The organism is Rathayibacter sp. AC451, assembly GCF_979253095.1.
The window spans coordinates 3794929-3811062 of the sequence record NZ_CEEDBD010000001.1; the positions used below are offsets into that span (position 1 = coordinate 3794929).

Sequence of the window (16134 nt, forward strand, 5' to 3'; positions counted from 1 at the left end):
GCCGAAGAAGCGTAGAGGAAACAGACAATGGCTATTCGTAAGTACAAGCCCACGACCCCTGGTCGCCGCGGCTCCAGCGTTGCCGACTTCGCCGAGATCACCCGCTCGACGCCCGAGAAGTCGCTCCTTCGCCCGCTGTCCAAGACCGGTGGCCGCAACAACTCCGGCCGCATCACGACGCGTCACATCGGTGGTGGCCACAAGCGCCAGTACCGTCTGATCGACTTCCGTCGCAACGACAAGGACGGCGTCAACGCCAAGGTCGCTCACATCGAGTACGACCCCAACCGCACGGCGCGCATCGCGCTTCTCCACTTCGTGGACGGCACCAAGCGCTACATCCTGGCTCCGAACAAGCTCTCGCAGGGCGACATCGTGGAGTCGGGCGCCGGCGCCGACATCAAGCCCGGCAACAACCTGCCGCTGCGCAACATCCCGACCGGTACGGTCATCCACGCCATCGAGATCAAGCCCGGTGGGGGAGCGAAGCTCGCCCGCTCGGCCGGCACCTCGGTCCGCCTCGTCGCCAAGGACGGCCCCTACGCGCAGCTCCGCCTGCCGTCGGGCGAGATCCGCAACGTCGACGCGCGCTGCCGCGCCACGATCGGCGAGGTCGGCAACGCCGAGCAGTCGAACATCAACTGGGGCAAGGCCGGCCGCATGCGCTGGAAGGGCGTCCGCCCGACCGTCCGCGGTGTCGCGATGAACCCGGTCGACCACCCGCACGGTGGTGGAGAGGGCAAGACCTCCGGTGGACGCCACCCGGTCAGCCCCTGGGGACAGTCCGAGGGACGCACCCGTCGCCCCAACAAGGAGAGCGACAAGCTCATCGTCCGCCGCCGCACCGCCGGTAAGAAGCGCAAGTAGGAGTTGTAGAAGATGCCTCGCAGTCTCAAGAAGGGCCCCTTCGTTGACGACCACCTGCTCCGCAAGGTGTTCACGGCCAACGAAGCCGGCAACAAGAACGTCATCAAGACCTGGTCGCGCCGTTCGATGATCATCCCGGCGATGCTGGGTCACACCATCGCGGTCCACGACGGTCGCAAGCACATCCCCGTGTTCGTGACCGAGACCATGGTCGGCCACAAGCTCGGCGAGTTCGCCCCCACTCGGACCTTCCGCGGTCACGAGAAGGACGACAAGAAGGGCCGTCGCCGCTAAGCGGCGACGAGAAGGAGGAGAGAAATGGTGGAGTCGATCGCACGCGTGCGACACATCCGCGTCACCCCCCAGAAGGCTCGCCGTGTCGTGAACCTGATCCGCGGGAAGCAGGCTCAGGAGGCACTGGCCATCCTGAAGTTCGCGCCGCAGGGCGCGTCCGAGCCCGTCTACAAGCTCGTCGCCTCGGCGATGGCCAACGCTCGCGTCAAGGCCGATGCCTCGAACGAGTACCTCGACGACCAGGACCTGTTCGTGTCCCGCGCCTTCGTCGATGAGGGAACCACCCTCAAGCGATTCCAGCCCCGTGCTCAGGGTCGTGCCTTCCGCATCAACAAGCGCACCAGCCACATCACCGTCGTGCTGGCCACTCCTGAGGAGGGGACCAAGTAATGGGTCAGAAAGTAAACCCCTACGGTTTCCGTCTGGGAATCACCACCGACCACGTGTCGCGCTGGTTCTCCGACAGCACCAAGAAGGGCCAGCGGTACAGCGACTACCTCGCCGAGGACGTCAAGATCCGCCGCCTGCTCGCCACGCAGCTCGACCGTGCGGGCGTCGCCCGCATCGAGATCGAGCGCACCCGTGACCGCGTCCGCGTCGACATCCACACCGCCCGTCCGGGCATCGTGATCGGTCGTCGCGGCGCCGAGGCCGAGCGCATCCGCGCCGACCTCGAGAAGCTCACCGGCAAGCAGATCCAGCTCAACATCCTCGAGGTCAAGAACCCCGAGGCCGAGGCCCAGCTCGTCGCGCAGGGCATCGCCGAGCAGCTCTCCGCCCGCGTGGCCTTCCGCCGCGCGATGCGCAAGGGTCTGCAGGGCGCTCAGCGCGCCGGCGCCAAGGGCGTCCGCATCCAGGTCTCCGGCCGCCTCGGCGGCGCCGAGATGAGCCGCTCGGAGTTCTACCGCGAAGGCCGTGTGCCGCTGCACACCCTCCGCGCGAACATCGACTGCGGCTTCTACGAGGCCAAGACCACCTTCGGTCGCATCGGCGTGAAGGTCTGGATCTACAAGGGCGACATCACGAACAAGGAGCTCGCGCGGGAGCAGGCGAACAGCAAGTCGTCGCGCCCCGAGCGCAGCGACCGTCCGCGTCGCGCCCCCCGCCAGCAGGGCGAGGCGCCCGTCGCAGCAGGAGTTGAGGCATAACCATGTTGATTCCCCGTCGAGTCAAGCACCGCAAGCAGCACCACCCCGGCCGTTCGGGCCAGGCCACCGGTGGCACCAAGGTGTCGTTCGGTGACTTCGGTATCCAGGCGCTCACGCCGGCCTACGTGACCAACCGTCAGATCGAGTCCGCTCGTATCGCCATGACGCGTCACATCAAGCGCGGTGGAAAGGTGTGGATCAACATCTACCCCGACCGCCCGCTGACCAAGAAGCCCGCCGAGACCCGCATGGGCTCCGGCAAGGGCTCGCCCGAGTGGTGGGTCGCCAACGTCAAGCCGGGTCGGGTCCTCTTCGAGGTCGCCGGCGTCGAGGAGAAGCTCGCTCGCGAAGCTATGACTCGTGCCATCCACAAGCTGCCCCTGAAGGCACGCATCATCAAGCGCGAGGAGGGAGACGCGTAATGGCGATCGGATCAAGGAGCTCGCCCCCGCCGAGCTCGACACCTTCGAGGACGAGCGTCTCGTCACCGAGCTGAAGAAGGCCAAGGAGGAGCTGTTCAACCTCCGCTTCCAGTCGGCCACCGGACAGCTCGACACCAACGGCCGCCTGCGTGCGGTCAAGCGCGACATCGCCCGCATCTACACGGTCATCCGTGAGCGCGAGCTGGGCATCCGCGCGACCCCCGCACCCGTCGAGGCCCCGGCCAAGGCGGAGAAGAAGCCGAAGACCACCAAGAAGGCCGCCAAGGCCGAGGTCGCGGCGACCGAGTCGAATGAGGAGGCCAAGTAATGGCAACGGCCAATGAGACCGCCGGCCACGAGTCGGCCGCCCACGACGTCAAGGAGGCGGGCACTCGCGGATACCGCAAGACCCGCCGCGGATACGTCACCAGCGACAAGATGGACAAGACCATCGTCGTCGAGGTCGAGGACCGCGTGAAGCACCCGCTCTACGGCAAGGTCATCCGCCGCACGTCCAAGGTGAAGGTTCACGACGAGCTGAACTCCGCGGGCATCGGCGACCTCGTCGTCATCAGCGAGACCCGTCCCCTCAGCGCCACCAAGCGCTGGCGCCTGGTCGAGATCCTCGAGAAGGCCAAGTAGGCCGCGGCCTACTTGAGTTAGCAGGAGAGAGACATGCTTCAGCAAGAATCCCGAGTGAAGGTCGCCGACAACACCGGCGCCAAGGAACTCCTCACCATCCGCGTGCTCGGCGGCTCCGGCCGCCGGTACGCCGGTCTCGGTGACATCATCGTCGCCACCGTCAAGGACGCGATCCCGGGTGGCAACGTCAAGAAGGGCGACGTCGTCAAGGCGGTCATCGTCCGCACCGTCAAGCAGACCCGTCGTCCCGACGGCTCGTACATCAAGTTCGACGAGAACGCCGCCGTCATCCTCAAGAACGACGGGGACCCCCGCGGCACCCGCATCTTCGGACCGGTCGGTCGCGAGCTCCGCGACAAGAAGTTCATGAAGATCGTCTCGCTGGCACCGGAGGTTATCTAGTCATGGCCAAGATCAAGAAGGGTGACCTCGTCCAGGTCATCTCGGGCGCTACCCAGGCCCGCGGCGGAGACCGCGGCAAGCAGGGCAAGGTTCTCGAGGTCCTGGTCGAGAAGAACCGTGTCGTCGTCGAGGGCGTGAACTTCGTCAAGAAGCACACCCGCGTCGGCCAGTCGCAGCGCGGCTCGAAGGAGGGTGGAATCGAGACCGTCGAGGCCTCGATCCACATCTCGAACATCGCGCTCGTCGACCCGAAGACCAAGAAGCCGACCCGGGTGGGGCACCGCAACGTGTCCGTCACCAAGGACGGCGTGACGAAGACCGTTCGCGTTCGCTACGCGAAGGCGTCGGGTGAGGAACTCTGATGACTGACACCACCGCACAGGCTGCGAAGGTTCAGCCGCGGCTCAAGGCCAAGTACCAGGCCGACATCGTCCCGGCGCTCAAGGAGCAGTTCGGGTTCGGCAACATCCACCAGGTCCCCGGCCTGGTGAAGGTGGTCGTGAACACCGGCGTCGGCGAGGCTGCTCGCGACGGCAAGATCATCGACGGCGCGATCAAGGACCTCACGGCCATCACCGGCCAGAAGCCCCAGGTCACGAAGGCCCGCAAGTCCATCGCGCAGTTCAAGCTGCGCGAGGGCCAGGCCATCGGCGCTCACGTCACCCTCCGCGGCGACCGCGCCTGGGAGTTCCTGGACCGCCTCGTCACGGTGGCGCTGCCGCGCATCCGCGACTTCCGCGGTCTGTCGGACCGCCAGTTCGACGGCCACGGCAACTACACGTTCGGCATCACGGAGCAGTCGATCTTCCACGAGATCGACCAGGACCGCATCGACCGCGTCCGCGGCTTCGACGTGACCGTCGTGACCACCGCGAAGACCGACGACGAGGGTCGCGCGCTGCTCAAGCAGCTCGGCTTCCCGTTCAAGTCGGCGGACAACGCGTAGCGAGAACCTCCGAGGTCGGGGGGGTGGTGAGAACCGCCCCCGACCTCGTTGCACGTCCGCGTGCAAGGACGGAGCCGCACTCCTCCGGGAGTCGCGGTGAGAATCGGCCCTCGACCGCCGGCCCTCGGCCATGTACCATGGCTCGTTGGCCTGCGTTCGCGCGGCCGCATGGGCGTCGACGTCGTCGGCGCCGTCCCACACCACAGGTCGTCACTCTTGTAAAGGGTGCCGAAACCAGGCGAGAAAGGCACCATCAGCCATGACCATGACTGATCCGGTCGCAGATCTGCTGACCAGAATCCGTAACGCGAACTCCGCGCACCACGACTCCATCACCCTGCCGGGCTCGAAGCTCAAGGCGAACATCGCCGAGATCCTCCAGCGCGAGGGCTACATCGCCGACTGGAAGGTCGAGGAGGCGCGCGTCGGCACGACGCTCTCCATCTCCCTCAAGTACGGCCCGAACCGCGAGCGCTCGATCGCCGGCATCAAGCGGGTCTCGAAGCCGGGTCTGCGCGTCTACGCGAAGTCCTCCGAGATCCCCACCGTGCTCGGCGGCCTCGGCGTCGCAATCCTGTCCACCTCGAGCGGTCTGCTGACCGACCGCCAGGCCGAGAAGAAGGGCGTGGGTGGGGAAGTCCTCGCCTACGTGTGGTAACCCCTCATGTCGCGTATTGGAAGACTCCCCATCGAGATCCCGGCGGGCGTCGACGTCTCCGTCGCCGGATCCGTCGTGACCGTCAAGGGCCCCAAGGGCGAGCTGACCGTCCCGGTCGCCAGCCCCATCCAGGTCTCCGTCGAGAACAGCCAGGTGCTGGTCTCGCGCCCCGACGACGAGCGCGAGTCGCGCTCGCTCCACGGCCTCACCCGGACGCTCATCGCGAACGACATCATCGGTGTCACGCAGGGCTACTCCAAGGGCCTCGAGGTCGTCGGCACCGGATACCGCGTCGTCGCCAAGGGCTCGGACATCGAGTTCGCGCTCGGCTTCTCGCACCCGGTCGTCGTCACCCCGCCTGCGGGCATCTCGTTCACGGTCGAGGGCAACAACAAGCTCACCGTGCACGGCATCTCGAAGCAGGCCGTCGGTGAGGTGGCCGCCAACATTCGTAAGATCCGCAAGCCCGAGCCCTACAAGGGCAAGGGCGTGCGCTACGCCGGCGAGGTCGTTCGCCGCAAGGCCGGAAAGAGCGGTAAGTAATCATGGGTCTCGGAACCAGAGGAAAGAGCAAGTCCGCCGCTCGCGGTCGTCGTCACGACCGCCTGCGCAAGAAGGTCGTCGGATCCGCCGAGCGCCCCCGCCTCGTCGTCAACCGCTCGGCCCGCCACGTCTTCGTGCAGATCGTCGACGACGCCCAGGGTCGTACCCTCGCGTCGGCGTCTACGCTCGAGGCCGATCTGCGCGTGTTCGAGGGTGACAAGACCGCCAAGGCCCGCAAGGTCGGCGCGCTCGTCGCCGAGCGCGCGAAGAACGCCGGTGTCGAGGCGGTCGTCTTCGACCGCGGAGGCAACAAGTACGCCGGTCGCGTCGCCGCGATCGCCGATGGAGCACGAGAGGCAGGGCTCAACCTGTGAGCGCCGCAGAGAACAAGGAACCCGAGGTCGCCGCTGTGTCGGAGGCCCCCGTCGAGACCGCTGCGTCCACGCAGCCGCAGCAGGAGGCTCGCGAGCCCCGCCGCGGCGGCCGCGACCGCAACCAGGGTGGCCGCGACCGCGGTGGCCGTGACGCCGAGAAGAGCCAGTTCCTCGAGCGCGTCGTGACCATCAACCGCGTGTCGAAGGTCGTCAAGGGCGGTCGTCGCTTCAGCTTCACCGCGCTCGTCGTCGTCGGCGACGGCAACGGACTGGTGGGCGTCGGCTACGGCAAGGCCCGCGAGGTCCCGACCGCCATCTCCAAGGGCGTCGAGGAGGCGAAGAAGAACTTCTTCCGCGTCCCGCGCGTCGGCTCGACCATCCCGCACCCCGTCCAGGGTGAGGCAGCGGCCGGTGTGGTGCTCCTGCGCCCCGCCGCCGCCGGTACCGGTGTCATCGCCGGTGGTCCCGTCCGCGCCGTGCTCGAGTGCGCCGGCATCCACGACGTCCTGAGCAAGTCGCTCGGCTCGTCGAACACCATCAACATCGTCCACGCGACCGTCGAGGCTCTCCAGCAGCTCGAGGAGCCGCGCGCCGTTGCCGCCCGTCGTGGTCTCGACTTCGACCAGGTCGCTCCGGCCCGTCTCGTCCGTGCCGAGGCCGATGCCCTCGCCGCCGCGTCCAGCGCGAAGGCAGGCAAGTGATGGCCCAGCTCAAGGTGACCCAGATCAAGTCGAAGATCAGCGAGAAGCAGTACCAGCGCGACACGCTGCGCTCGCTCGGTCTCAGGAAGATCGGTCAGAGCGTCGTCCGCGAGGACAACTCTCAGAACCGCGGATACGTGAAGACCGTCGCCCACCTGGTGAAGGTTGAGGAGATTGACTAATGGCTGACAAGAACCAGGCCGTCGCGCCGGAGTCGACGACTCCCGCGAAGACGTCCACGAAGGGCGCGGCCTCGGCCGACGCTCCGGCGACCAAGGAGCACGTGCTCAAGGTCCACCACCTCCGCCCGGCCACGGGTGCCAAGAAGGCCAAGACCCGCGTCGGACGCGGTGAGGGCTCGAAGGGCAAGACCGCCGGTCGCGGCACCAAGGGCACGAAGGCCCGCTACACGGTGCGCATCGGCTTCGAGGGTGGGCAGATGCCTCTGCACATGCGCACTCCGAAGCTGCGCGGGTTCAAGAACCCGTTCCGCGTCGAGTACCAGGTCGTCAACCTCTCGGCTCTCGCCGACCTCTATCCTCAGGGCGGTGACGTCACCATCAGCGACCTCGTCGCGAAGGGTGCCGTTCGCAAGAACGAGAAGGTCAAGGTTCTCGGCGATGGGGACATTGCGGTTAAGCTGAACGTCGCGGTCGACAAGGTCTCCAGCTCTGCTGAGCAGAAGATCGTCGCCGCGGGCGGATCCATCAAGTAGCACCAGCAGCTTGTCGGTCGAGCTTGTCACGCCGACTCCCTCCGGGGGGCGCGTGGCAAGCTCGACCTGTATCCCGCACCAAGAACTGAGCAGGAGACCTTAGGTAGTGTTTGGCGCCGTTGCGCGGATCTTCCGCACCCCCGACCTCCGCCGCAAGATCGGCTTCACTCTCGCGATCGTGGCGATCTTCCGGCTGGGATCCTTCATCCCTGCTCCGTTCGTCGACTTCAGCGCCGTGCAGGCCTGTCTCGCCGGCAACCAGGGGACCTCCGGTCTCTACGAGCTCGTCAACCTCTTCAGCGGTGGAGCCCTGCTCCAGCTGTCGATCTTCGCGCTCGGCATCATGCCGTACATCACGGCGTCGATCATCGTGCAGCTGCTGCGCGTGGTCATCCCTCACTTCGAGACCCTCTACAAGGAGGGACAGTCCGGTCAGGGCAAGCTGACGCAGTACACGCGCTACCTCACCATCGCGCTGGGCGTCCTGCAGTCCACCACCCTGATCACGGTCGCCCGCTCCGGCGCCCTCTTCGGCTCCTCAGGCGTTCCCGAGTGCTCGCAGCTGATCACGACCGACGCCTGGTACTCGATCCTGCTCATGGTCATCACCATGACCGCCGGCACCGGCATCATCATGTGGATGGGCGAGCTCATCACCGAGCGCGGCATCGGCAACGGCATGTCGCTCCTGATCTTCACCTCGATCGCGGCGCAGTTCCCCACCTCCCTCTGGTCCATCGCGCAGTCGCGCGGCTTCGAGACCTTCCTCCTCGTCCTGGGCGTCGGTCTCCTCCTCGTCGTCGCGGTCGTCTTCGTCGAGCAGTCGCAGCGCCGCGTCCCGGTGCAGTACGCCAAGCGGATGGTGGGTCGCCGCACCTACGGCGGCAACAACACCTACATCCCGATCAAGGTGAACATGGCCGGGGTCGTGCCCGTCATCTTCGCGTCCTCGCTGCTCTACCTGCCCGCTCTGATCGCGCAGTTCAACCAGCCCGCGGCCGGCCAGGAGGCACCCGCCTGGGTGACCTGGATCACCAACTACCTCACGCAGGGCGACCACCCGCTCTACATGGCGCTCTACTTCCTGCTGATCGTGGGCTTCACGTACTTCTACGTGGCCATCACGTTCAACCCGGACGAGGTCGCCGACAACATGAAGCGCTACGGCGGCTTCATCCCCGGCATCCGCGCGGGCCGCCCGACGGCCGAGTACCTCAACTACGTGCTCACCCGCGTCACGCTCCCCGGATCGATCTACCTCGGCCTGATCGCCCTGGTCCCGCTGGTCGCGCTCGCGCTGGTCGGCGCCAACCAGAACTTCCCGTTCGGCGGCACGTCCATCCTGATCATCGTCGGAGTCGGACTGGAGACCGTGAAGCAGATCGACTCGCAGCTGCAGCAGCGCCACTACGAAGGGCTCCTCCGATGACCGCGACCCCGGTGGTGGGCTTCCGTCTCCTGCTGATCGGCCCTCCCGGCGCCGGCAAGGGCACTCAGGCCTCGCGACTCTCCGAGATCCTGAGCGTCCCGGCCGTCTCGACCGGCGACATCTTCCGGATGAACGTCGCGAACGAGACCGAGCTGGGCCTGCAGGCCAAGGCCTTCCTCGACGCCGGTCGCTACGTGCCGGACGAGCTCACCAACGCGATCGTGCACGACCGCCTCCAGGAGGCGGACGTCAAGACGGGCTTCCTCCTCGACGGCTACCCGCGCACCACGGAGCAGGTCGACGAGCTCGACCGCATCCTCGCTGCGGACGGCAACAGCCTCGACGCCGTCGTGCAGCTGACGGCCGACACCGACGAGGTCGTGACGCGACTGCTGAAGCGCTCGCACGAGCAGGGGCGCAGCGACGACACCGAGGACGTCATCCGCCGCCGGCTCGCGCTCTACGAGGAGCAGACCGCTCCGCTCATCGACGTCTACGCCCGCCGCGGCCTCGTCGTCGTCGTCGACGGCCTCGGGCCCGTCGAGGAGGTCACCGATCGGATCGTCGTGGCCCTCGAGGGCCACCGGGTGAGTCGGCTGGTCGACGACCCGTCGGCCGCCTGACGCCGTGGGGTTCCGCTCCTCCCTCTACAAGACGCCCGCGCAGCTGCGGTCGATGCTGGCCCCGGGGCTCGCGACGGCCGCCTCGCTCGATGCCGTGCGCGCCGCGATCCGTCCGGGCGTCACCACGCTCGAGCTGGACGCGATCGCGGAGGCCGCGATCATCGAGCGCGGCGGGCACTCGAACTTCAAGCTGGTGCCCGGCTACCGGCACACGGTCTGCGCGTCGGTGAACGACGAGGTCGTGCACGGGATCCCCGGTGGGCGCGTCCTCGCCGCGGGTGACATCGTCTCGATCGACAGCGGCGCCGAGATCGACGGCTGGAACGGCGACTCCGCGATGACCCTCGTGCTGCCGGACCCCTCCCGCCCGGAGGAGGTCGCGGCGCGGGCCGAGCTGTCGCGCGTGACCGAGGGCTCGCTCTGGCGCGGCATCGCCGCCCTCGCCTCCGCCCGGCACCTCAACGAGATCGGTGCGGCGATCGAGGAGTACATCGAGGACGAGGCCGAGAAGTCGGGCCGCGTCTACGGGATCCTGACCGACTACATCGGCCACGGCATCGGCCGCTCGATGCACGAGGCGCCGCCCGTCTTCAACTACCGGGTGCGCCAGCGCGGACCCGAGGTGAAGCCCGGGCTCGTCGTCGCGATCGAGCCGATGGTGACGGCCGGCAGCGCCGAGACCGTCGTGCGCGAGGACGAGTGGACGGTCGCGACCGTCGACGGCAGCATGTCCGCGCACTGGGAGCACTCCGTCGCGGTGCACCGCGACGGCATCTGGGTGACGACGCTCGCCGACGGGGGAGCGGCGGGGCTCGCGCCGTACGGGATCGCGCCGACGCCGATCGCGTGAATTAGGCGCGAGTGTGGCTCGATCCGCTCATCGAGCAGCCGCGCAGCGGCGTGCCGAGCGGCGAAGCGGCTTCGCGTCTCAGCGGTGAGGGAGAAGTCGGCTGCTGCCGACCCGGTCGCCACGCGTACGAGGGGACTTCTCCTCAGAGACCCACCACTCCCGGTGGGCCTCTACGCAAGGCTCCACGACGCGATCCGGTGATTCCCGCTCGGATCTCCTCAGTCAGCCTTGGTTCTGCGGGCCGAGCCGTTCGCAACCGAGGTCAGGAGCCGCGCGGGCGACTCGAACGGAACCCGCGGGCCGTCCCGACCTCGGTTGCAGACAGCACGACGGCTCGGACCGGAGGAGCAGACGCGACGGCGGTCCCCTTGCTGGTCGAGCAGCCCCGCAGAGACGCATCGAGCGGCGGCGCTCGCACCGTACGGGATCGTGCCGACGCCGATCGCGTGGAGCAGAGCGGGGAGGATCTGTCGCGCCTCCTGCTGGTCGGATAGCCGCGGGGCGGCGTATCGAGACCTTTCTCCGCCTGCAACACCGGGGGATGCGGATGCGACCCATTGAGGGTCGCCGTCACGGATCGCGGTCTTCCGCGGCGGGGCGGTCCACTGGACCGCCCGGCTGCCGCCTGGGAGGAGCTGGTGAGGGTGTCCGACAGTTAGCTGTCGAACACCCTCACCAGCTCCTCGATGAAGGCGCCGAAGTCGGTGGAGCGGCGGATCAGCCGCTGCACCTCCGCGCGCTCCGAGAAGACCTCCACGAACTGGTCGAAGACCGACTGGAAGGTGCTGCGGCCCGCCGACGCGAACGCGATCATCGCGATGACGTTCACCCGCTGCTCGCCCCACTCCATCGGCACGTCGTTCACGACGATCGCGATCGAGGTGCGCCGCGCGCTCATCGCCATGGCGTGCGGCACGGCGAGATTGTCGGTGAAGGCCGTGGAGCTCATCCGCTCGCGTTCGATCGCGCCGGCGACGTAATCGTCGTCGATGATGCCCTGCGCGATCATCCGCTCGCCCAGGAGGCGGATCATGGCGGACTCGTCGCGCGCGTGGAGGTTGCGGAAGAAGAGCGACTCGTCGAAGAACTGCAGCAGCTCGTCCTTGATCTGCGCGCGGCGCCGGTGCCGGCGGACCCGGGCGATCGCTCGACGGACGGAGTCGACGTCGTGATCGGTGAGGAACGGCTGCACGACGACCACGTCGTCGGCGTACGGCCGCTCGTCGATCGTGGTGATCACCAGATCGGCGGTCAGGCGGTCCCAGTCGACGTCGCTCCGGGTGATCAGCGAGCGGACCTCGACCTCGGTGCCGAGTGAGCGCTCGACCCGGAGCCTGAGCATGTGCGCGAGGTCGTAGTAGTTGGGGCAGACGATGACGCAGGACAGCCGCTCCTCGCGGCGCGAGACACGCTCGAGGAACGAGCCCACGTGCAGGGCGATGTACGCGATCTCGTCCTCGTTCACGAGGATGCCGCGGCGGCGCTGGAGTCCCGAGGCGAGGAAGACCGCGATCTCGTACGTCATCGGGAAGCTGGTCTTGATGGAGCGGGTGAGCGGATTGCGGGAGTAGCCGCCCTCGGACGCCCGGGCGATGAGATTCCGGACGTGCAGGGCGAGGCGCACGATGAAGCCCTCGTCGTCGAGGTCCACCAGGTACTCGCGGTTCACCTCGGCGACCAGCTCCCGGACCACGGCGAGGTCCTCGGGATCGACGTAGTTCTCGACGACGGCGGCGACCGGCTCGTTCTGCCCGGGAGTCGCGACGCGGGTGGTCATCAGGATCGCGAGCTGGGCCAGCTCGGCGTCCGTGAGCCGCGTCGCGTAGTGGCGCTCGACCAGCTCGGCGAGCAGTGCGGCGAGCTCGCCGTGCAGAGCGGGGGAGGGGTGCCCCGCCGACGAGTCCCCGATGCCGCGCGAGACGCGGTCGACGGCGATGGCGATGTGCAGCAGGACGCTGTTCACGCCGTAGTCGTTGATGTAGTAGCCGCGCTCCTCGAGGGCGCCCAGCAGCTCGGTCTTGAACGCCCCGAGACCGGGGGAGGCGAACTCCCGCTGCACGTCGTCGAGGGTGAAGACGCCCTGGGCGCTCTCGTCCCGGAACATGCGCGAGATCAGGCGGCGTCTCGCCTCCTCGCTGCCCTCGAGCCGGACGGTCGCGCTGAGGCGGGCGAGGGAGAGACCCGCCTCGTCGGCGAGGGACTTCACGCGCCTCAGGTCCGCCTCCACCGTCGACTCGCTCACCGCGAGGTCCTCGGCGAGGGCGACGACGTCGAGTCCGTCGTCGGAGTCGACCAGCCGCCGGACGAGTCCGTACAGACGATCGCGGGGGGTGTCCGGTTCGACGTAGCGGCTGCGCTGGGCGTCGAGGAACGCGGCGTAGGCGTCGCGGGCCAGCCGGTAGCCGTTGGCGGAGGACTCGACGGGCTCGAGCGGCGCGGCCTGCGTCTTGATCGCGGTGACGTAGCTGCGCACGCTCCGGGTGGTCACTCCGAGCCGATCGGCGAGCTCGTGCGCGGTCACCCACCCGTCCGCGCGGGAGAGGTACTCCAGCAGGCGTTCGCGGTTGTCAGGCATCCAGGGGCTCCAGGCGCGAAGGGGGATCCCGCGGAGAGCGTGCGCCCCGCCGCGGGCCCGCTCGTCGCGAGGTCGGCGAGTCGTCGGTCCTCGCAGTCAACCATCTCCCAGTCGGGCCGGGAAATCCCCGCGCCGTCGGCGTGGAAGCGCTCTTCCGGCCCTGCGGAAGATTGCCTGCGGCAGCCCCGCCCGCGCGGGAGGGGTGCTTCACTGAAGGACGACACGGGCGCGAGGAGGCGATCGTATGCGGAAGATCCTGATCGTCTGCGGTGCAGGGGCGTCGAGCACGTTCCTGGCGCACCGCCTGCGGGCGGGTGCGAAGGAGCGGGGCGTGGACGCCTCGTTCCGCTCCGAGACCCTCGCCGGTCTCGCGGACTCCCTCCCGGAGGCCGACGTCCTCCTGGTCGGGCCGCATCTCGAGTCGCAGTTCGACGGACTCCGCCACCAGGCGGAGGCGGTCGGAGTCGCGGCCGCCCTCCTCCCGCACGACGTCTTCGGAGTGCACGGTGCCGACACCGTGCTCGACACCCTGCCCGTCCTCTTCGCCGCTCGCGCGGTCGTCGCAGGAGCGGACGGGGATCCCTCCGGACGACCAGCACCGGGCGCCGAGCCCGGAGCAGGCCACCACTGACGCAGCCCCGGCTGCAGATCCAAGGAGAAACGTTCATGGTCGAGCGCACTGTTCAGGTCGCATCGTCGAAGGGCCTCCACGCCCGCCCCGCCTCGCTCTTCAGCCAGGCCGCGGCGAAGTCGGGCCAGAAGGTCCTCGTCAAGAAGGGCGACGCCACCGCGGTCAACGCCGCGTCGATCCTCGGCATCATCTCGCTCGGCATCGAGCACGGAGACGACCTCACCCTCACCGTCGAGGGCGACAACGAGCAGGCCGTGCTCGACGAGCTGGCGGAGTTCCTGACCACCGACCACGACGCGTGACGCTGCGCGTCACGCAGGGCGGCAGCCCCGGCGCACACGGCGCCGGCAGCTGCGGAAGACCTTGAAAGGCGACGGCGACCCTCAATGGGTCGCTTCTCACCCCCTCCTGACTCGCTCACCCCGACGCTCCTCCCCGCACCCCACTCGATCACCCCCGCTCTCTCACCGACGAGAGCACGACAGGAACCGAGCACTCATGACGCTGTCCACTCCTTCGACCGCCTACGCCTCTGCGAAGCTCCAGGGCACCGGAGTCGGCCGCGGGCTCGCCCTCGGGCCCGTCCTGCGCATGCCCGAGCCGCTCCCCGAGCCCGAGGACGTGGCGAGCACGCGCACTCCCGTGCAGGAGGAGGAGCGCGCCGTGTCGTCCCTGTCGGCGACGGCCGCGACGATCCGCCACCGCGGGGAGCGCGCGGGCGGCTCCGCGAAGGACGTCCTCGACGCGCAGGCGCTGATGGCGGAGGATCCGTCGCTCGCCGACGACGTCAAGGCGCGCATCGCGAACGGCAAGACGGCCGAGCGGGCGGTGCACGAGGCGTTCGCCGGGTTCCGCGACCTCCTCGTCGCGATGGGCGGGTACATGGCCGAGCGCGCGACCGACCTCGACGACGTCTCGCAGCGCGTCGTGGCGCACCTGCGCGGCGTGGCCGCACCGGGCGTACCCGAGTCGGACGAGCCGTTCGTGCTGGTCGCCCGCGACCTCGCGCCGGCCGACACCGCGCTGCTGGACCTCGACAAGGTCCTCGGCCTCGTCACCAGCGACGGCGGTCCGACCTCGCACACCGCGATCCTCGCCCGCGAGAAGTCGATCACCGCGATCGTCGGCACCACCGGTGCCCTCGACCTGCGCGACGGCCAGCTCGTGATCCTCGACGCCACCACCGGCGTCGTGACCGTGAATCCGTCGGACGTCGAGATCACGGAGGCGAAGGCCGCGATCACCGAGCGCGCCGAGCGCCTCGCCGCTCCCGTCGTCCCGGGCGCCCTCGCCGACGGCCACGCCGTCCCGCTGCTCGCGAACCTCGGCTCGGCCGACGGCGCGCAGGGCGCGGTCGAGCTGGGAGCGGAGGGCGTGGGCCTGTTCCGGACCGAGTTCCTCTTCCTCGACGCGAAGACCGCGCCGACCGTCGCCGAGCAGGCGGAGCAGTACACGCGCCTGCTCGCCGCGTTCCCGGGGAAGAAGGTCGTCGTCCGAGCGCTCGACGCCGGTGCCGACAAGCCGCTGAGCTTCCTCAACGACGACCACGAGGAGAACCCCGCCCTGGGGCTGCGCGGACTCCGCGCTCTGCGCGCCAGCGAGCAGATCCTCCGCGACCAGCTCACCGCCCTCGCGCAGGCCGACGCCGCGACCGACGCCGACCTCTGGGTCATGGCGCCGATGGTCGCGACCGTCGACGAGACCCGCTACTTCACGACGATGGCTCGCGAGCTCGGCATCCGCACCGCGGGCGTCATGGTCGAAGTGCCCTCCTCGGCCCTGCTCGCCGACCGGATCCTCGGAGTCGCGGACTTCGCCTCCATCGGCACCAACGACCTGACCCAGTACACGTTGGCGGCGGACCGGATGCTCGGCACCGTGTCCGCGTACCAGGACCCGTGGCACCCGGCCGTCCTCCGCCTCGTCGGCGAGGTCGGCCGCGCGGGCGCGGCGCTGGGCAAGCCCGTCGGCATCTGCGGCGAGGCCGCCGCCGACCCCCTGCTCGCCGTGGTCCTCGTGGGCCTCGGCGCGACGAGCCTCTCGATGTCGCCCTCGGCTCTCGCCGACGTGCGCGCCGAGCTGGCCGAGCACTCCCTCGAGGATGCGAAGCGATTCGCGGAGCTCGCGCTCTCGACGGACAGCGCCGCTGCGGCGCGCTCCGCCGTCACCGAGGCGATCGCCGCCTCCTGAACCCCCGGCCCTCCGGGCCGCCGTCACGCACCACCCCGTCAGACCCCCGTGCACCACCCCTCATCACGACCCGCCCGCGGGATCCGTCCGCTCAGGAACAGTCGGATCCCGCACCAAGAATCGG

22 protein-coding genes and 1 pseudogene are annotated in these 16134 nt (G+C 68.8%); 22 read left to right on the forward strand and 1 reads right to left on the reverse strand.

Annotation, left to right across the window (positions count from 1 at the left end; genetic code table 11):
- Nucleotides 1-27 precede the first annotated feature (27 nt).
- The 19 genes and pseudogenes from rplB (at nt 28) to map (ending at nt 10614) form a co-directional block, all read left to right on the forward strand.
- Nucleotides 28-867 (forward strand): 50S ribosomal protein L2, encoded by an 840-nt coding sequence (rplB, locus tag AC0CID_RS18165; RefSeq protein WP_055787074.1) that lies wholly within the window; start codon nt 28-30, stop codon nt 865-867.
- A 12-nt stretch (nt 868-879) separates the two neighbouring features.
- Nucleotides 880-1161 carry a 30S ribosomal protein S19 gene (gene rpsS, locus AC0CID_RS18170; protein WP_055787078.1) on the forward strand — a complete coding sequence of 94 codons (282 nt, stop codon included), beginning with the start codon at nt 880-882 and terminating at the stop codon, nt 1159-1161.
- A gap of 24 nt (nt 1162-1185) precedes the next feature.
- Nucleotides 1186-1551 (forward strand): 50S ribosomal protein L22, encoded by a 366-nt coding sequence (gene rplV / locus AC0CID_RS18175; protein ID WP_082480979.1) that lies wholly within the window; start codon nt 1186-1188, stop codon nt 1549-1551.
- On the forward strand, nt 1551-2309 hold the full coding sequence (gene rpsC, locus AC0CID_RS18180) for a 30S ribosomal protein S3 (RefSeq protein ID WP_465227904.1): 759 nt from the start codon (nt 1551-1553) through the stop codon (nt 2307-2309). Before rplV ends, rpsC begins: the two co-directional genes overlap by 1 nt.
- Nucleotides 2310-2311: 2 nt before the next feature.
- On the forward strand, nt 2312-2731 hold the full coding sequence (gene rplP / locus AC0CID_RS18185; RefSeq protein ID WP_055787085.1) for a 50S ribosomal protein L16: 420 nt from the start codon (nt 2312-2314) through the stop codon (nt 2729-2731).
- A pseudogene (rpmC, locus tag AC0CID_RS18190) lies at nt 2731-3059 on the forward strand (50S ribosomal protein L29). The gene rplP and the pseudogene rpmC overlap by 1 nt, the downstream one beginning before the upstream one ends.
- The gene (rpsQ, locus tag AC0CID_RS18195; protein ID WP_207403178.1) at nt 3059-3373 is read left to right on the forward strand and encodes a 30S ribosomal protein S17; all 315 of its coding nucleotides are present in this window, start codon (nt 3059-3061) and stop codon (nt 3371-3373) included. Before rpmC ends, rpsQ begins: the two are co-directional and overlap by 1 nt.
- A 33-nt stretch (nt 3374-3406) precedes the next feature.
- Nucleotides 3407-3775 carry a 50S ribosomal protein L14 gene (rplN, locus tag AC0CID_RS18200; RefSeq protein ID WP_055787095.1) on the forward strand — a complete coding sequence of 123 codons (369 nt, stop codon included), beginning with the start codon at nt 3407-3409 and terminating at the stop codon, nt 3773-3775.
- Nucleotides 3776-3777: 2 nt separating this feature from the next.
- Nucleotides 3778-4137: a 50S ribosomal protein L24 gene (rplX, locus tag AC0CID_RS18205; protein WP_207403177.1), complete on the forward strand. Its 360-nt coding sequence runs from the start codon at nt 3778-3780 to the stop codon at nt 4135-4137.
- Entirely contained in the window at nt 4137-4721 is a 585-nt protein-coding gene (rplE, locus tag AC0CID_RS18210; protein WP_207403176.1) for a 50S ribosomal protein L5, read from the forward strand. The genes rplX and rplE overlap by 1 nt, the downstream gene beginning before the upstream one ends.
- A gap of 259 nt (nt 4722-4980) precedes the next feature.
- Complete coding sequence (rpsH, locus tag AC0CID_RS18215) at nt 4981-5379, forward strand: 30S ribosomal protein S8 (RefSeq protein ID WP_207403175.1); 399 nt, start codon at nt 4981-4983, stop codon at nt 5377-5379.
- Between the two features lie 6 nt (nt 5380-5385).
- Nucleotides 5386-5922, forward strand: a complete 537-nt coding sequence (rplF, locus tag AC0CID_RS18220) for a 50S ribosomal protein L6 (RefSeq protein WP_055787111.1) — start codon at nt 5386-5388, stop codon at nt 5920-5922.
- 2 nt (nt 5923-5924) lie between these two features.
- Nucleotides 5925-6296 (forward strand): 50S ribosomal protein L18, encoded by a 372-nt coding sequence (gene rplR, locus AC0CID_RS18225; RefSeq protein ID WP_207403174.1) that lies wholly within the window; start codon nt 5925-5927, stop codon nt 6294-6296.
- Nucleotides 6293-6997 (forward strand): 30S ribosomal protein S5, encoded by a 705-nt coding sequence (gene rpsE / locus AC0CID_RS18230; RefSeq protein ID WP_055787117.1) that lies wholly within the window; start codon nt 6293-6295, stop codon nt 6995-6997. The genes rplR and rpsE overlap by 4 nt, the downstream gene beginning before the upstream one ends.
- Nucleotides 6997-7179, forward strand: coding sequence for a 50S ribosomal protein L30 (gene rpmD / locus AC0CID_RS18235; RefSeq protein ID WP_077221985.1), 183 nt, complete (start codon nt 6997-6999; stop codon nt 7177-7179). The genes rpsE and rpmD overlap by 1 nt, the downstream gene beginning before the upstream one ends.
- Nucleotides 7179-7712, forward strand: coding sequence for a 50S ribosomal protein L15 (gene rplO / locus AC0CID_RS18240; RefSeq protein WP_251944133.1), 534 nt, complete (start codon nt 7179-7181; stop codon nt 7710-7712). Before rpmD ends, rplO begins: the two co-directional genes overlap by 1 nt.
- 106 nt (nt 7713-7818) lie before the next feature.
- Nucleotides 7819-9141 (forward strand): preprotein translocase subunit SecY, encoded by a 1323-nt coding sequence (gene secY / locus AC0CID_RS18245; RefSeq protein WP_207403172.1) that lies wholly within the window; start codon nt 7819-7821, stop codon nt 9139-9141.
- Nucleotides 9138-9764 carry an adenylate kinase gene (locus tag AC0CID_RS18250; protein WP_207403171.1) on the forward strand — a complete coding sequence of 209 codons (627 nt, stop codon included), beginning with the start codon at nt 9138-9140 and terminating at the stop codon, nt 9762-9764. Before secY ends, AC0CID_RS18250 begins: the two co-directional genes overlap by 4 nt.
- 4 nt (nt 9765-9768) lie before the next feature.
- Nucleotides 9769-10614, forward strand: a complete 846-nt coding sequence (gene map / locus AC0CID_RS18255) for a type I methionyl aminopeptidase (RefSeq protein WP_207403170.1) — start codon at nt 9769-9771, stop codon at nt 10612-10614.
- A gap of 655 nt (nt 10615-11269) precedes the next feature.
- Here map and AC0CID_RS18260 read toward each other — a convergent pair.
- Nucleotides 11270-13189 carry a BglG family transcription antiterminator gene (locus AC0CID_RS18260; RefSeq protein WP_465227905.1) on the reverse strand — a complete coding sequence of 640 codons (1920 nt, stop codon included), beginning with the start codon at nt 13187-13189 and terminating at the stop codon, nt 11270-11272.
- 244 nt (nt 13190-13433) lie between these two features.
- On the opposite strand from AC0CID_RS18260, the gene AC0CID_RS18265 reads away from it, so the two are divergent.
- From AC0CID_RS18265 to ptsP, 3 genes are all read left to right on the forward strand, one after another.
- Entirely contained in the window at nt 13434-13820 is a 387-nt protein-coding gene (locus AC0CID_RS18265) for a PTS sugar transporter subunit IIB (protein WP_207403168.1), read from the forward strand.
- A gap of 35 nt (nt 13821-13855) precedes the next feature.
- The gene (locus AC0CID_RS18270) at nt 13856-14122 is read left to right on the forward strand and encodes an HPr family phosphocarrier protein (RefSeq protein WP_107574610.1); all 267 of its coding nucleotides are present in this window, start codon (nt 13856-13858) and stop codon (nt 14120-14122) included.
- A gap of 196 nt (nt 14123-14318) precedes the next feature.
- Nucleotides 14319-16010: a phosphoenolpyruvate--protein phosphotransferase gene (gene ptsP / locus AC0CID_RS18275; protein ID WP_207403167.1), complete on the forward strand. Its 1692-nt coding sequence runs from the start codon at nt 14319-14321 to the stop codon at nt 16008-16010.
- Nucleotides 16011-16134: the final 124 nt, after the last annotated feature.